This is a genomic window from Verrucosispora sp. SN26_14.1, assembly GCF_004307965.1.
In the GTDB taxonomy this organism is placed as follows: domain Bacteria; phylum Actinomycetota; class Actinomycetes; order Mycobacteriales; family Micromonosporaceae; genus Micromonospora.
On sequence record NZ_SISL01000723.1, the window covers coordinates 1 to 1,902 of the forward strand.

General features: G+C 71.4%; 3 protein-coding genes. 1 reads left to right on the forward strand and 2 read right to left on the reverse strand.

Going from position 1 to position 1,902, the window contains the following annotated elements:
* The first annotated feature begins 119 nt into the window (after positions 1 to 119).
* Positions 120 to 1,097, forward strand: a complete 978-nt coding sequence (locus EYA84_RS31295) for a carbohydrate kinase family protein (RefSeq protein ID WP_131057788.1) — start codon at positions 120 to 122, stop codon at positions 1,095 to 1,097.
* Positions 1,098 to 1,272: 175 nt separating this feature from the next.
* Here EYA84_RS31295 and EYA84_RS31300 read toward each other — a convergent pair whose 3' ends face one another.
* Positions 1,273 to 1,497 carry a sulfurtransferase TusA family protein gene (locus tag EYA84_RS31300; RefSeq protein ID WP_131057789.1) on the reverse strand — a complete coding sequence of 75 codons (225 nt, stop codon included), beginning with the start codon at positions 1,495 to 1,497 and terminating at the stop codon, positions 1,273 to 1,275.
* Positions 1,494 to 1,902 (reverse strand): aminotransferase class V-fold PLP-dependent enzyme (locus EYA84_RS31305; protein WP_131057790.1); only part of this gene is annotated, 409 nt, incomplete at its 5' end. The genes EYA84_RS31300 and EYA84_RS31305, both read right to left, overlap by 4 nt.

Sequence of the window (1,902 nt, forward strand, 5' to 3'; positions counted from 1 at the left end):
GGATGGTTTGGGGTGGTGGGTGGGTAAGTGGGCGGTGGGGGAGGTTGAGCGGGCTGGTCGCTCGGCGAGCGTGGGGCCGGTAGGCTGACCGCGCCCTGATCCCGACCCCGAGGGTTGACATGAAGATCGCCGTGACCGGCTCGATCGCCACCGACCACCTGATGAGCTTCCCGGGCCGGTTCGCCGACCAGCTCATCGCCGACCAGCTGCACAAGGTCTCGCTCTCCTTCCTGGTGGACGACCTGGTGCTGCGCCGGGGCGGCGTGGCGGCGAACATCGCGTTCGGCATGGGGCAGCTCGGCCTGCGCCCAGTGCTGCTCGGGGCCGTCGGCGCCGACTTCGCCGACTACCGCTCCTGGCTGGAGCGGCACGGGGTGGACTGCGACTCGGTGCACGTCAGCGAGGTGGCGCACACCGCCCGCTTCGTCTGCACCACCGACACGGACATGTGCCAGATCGCCTCCTTCTACGCCGGCGCGATGAGCGAGGCGCGCAACATCGAGCTGCACCCCGTCGCGCAGCGGCTCGGTGGGCTGGACCTGGTCCTGGTCGGTGCCAACGACCCGGCGGCCATGCTGCGCCACTCCGCCGAGTGCCGTGAGCGCGGATACCGGTTCGCCGCCGACCCGTCCCAGCAACTCGCCCGGATGGAGGGCGAGGACGTGGTGTCGCTCATCGACGGCGCCGAGTACCTGATGACCAACGACTACGAGAAGTCGCTGCTGCAGAGCAAGGCCGGACTGAGCGACGCGCAGCTGCTGGATCGGGTCCGGATCCGGGTCACCACGCTGGGCAAGGACGGGGTGGAGATCGCCGGGCGGGACTTCGCGCCGATCCACGTGCCGATCGCCCGGGAGGCCCAGGCGATCGACCCCACCGGCGTCGGCGACGGCTTCCGTGCCGGGTTCTTCACCGCGCTCTCCTGGGGCGTCGGGCTGGAGCGCGCCGCGCAGGTCGGCTCGCTGCTGGCCGCCCTGGTGCTGGAGACGGTCGGCACCCAGGAGTACCAGGTGCGCCGCGACCTGTTCGTCAAGCGCCTCGCCGAGTCGTACGGCGACGAGGCCTCCGACGAGGTCCGCCCTCACCTGCTGCCCTGACCTCTGCACCGTCACGGTGTCTCGGCTCTCGATCCCGAGCGGTTCCGCTACGGCGGACGGGATCGAGAGCCGATCGTCGTCTACACGAGGTTCAGGTGTTAGCAGGGGACCCCGGCTATGCACGAGGCGTTAATAAGGTGCCCTTCCTTTCACAGCGGCCGGTGGATGCCGCCTTTCACGCGGAGCGGCGGACGTCGTAGCCGGGGCCGGGGGCGGCACCGAGGAACTCCTGCTGGCGCATCCGGCACCAGGCCGGGATGTCCACCGCCGCCGCCGGATCGTCGGCGAGCACCCGGATCACCGCGCCGACCGGCAGGGACGGCAGTCGGCGGGCCAGCGCGATCACCGGCAGCGGGCACCGCTGACCGAGACAGTCGAGCACCTCGTCGGGGGTCGTCACAGCCCCACCACCCCCGCCTCGGCCCGCAGGTCGGCCACGATCTGCGGCAACTCGGTGAGGAAGCGGTCCACGTCCGCCTCGGTGGTGCCCCGGTGCAGTGAGACACGGACGTTGCCGTGCGACAGCACCCCCATCGCCTCCAGCACGTGCGACGGGCGCAACGTCGACGAGGTGCAGGACGAGCCCGACGACACCGCGAAGCCTCGCCGGTCCAGCGCGTGCAGCAGCGCCTCGCCGTCGACGTAGAGACAGGAGAAGGTGACCAGGTGCGGCAGCCGGCGCACCGGATCGCCGACCACCTCCACGTCCGGCACGTCGGCCGCCACGCGGGCCCGGATCCGGTCCACCAGCGGCGTCAGCCGGGCCGCCTCGACGTCGGCGTCGGCCGCCTGGCTCTTATACACA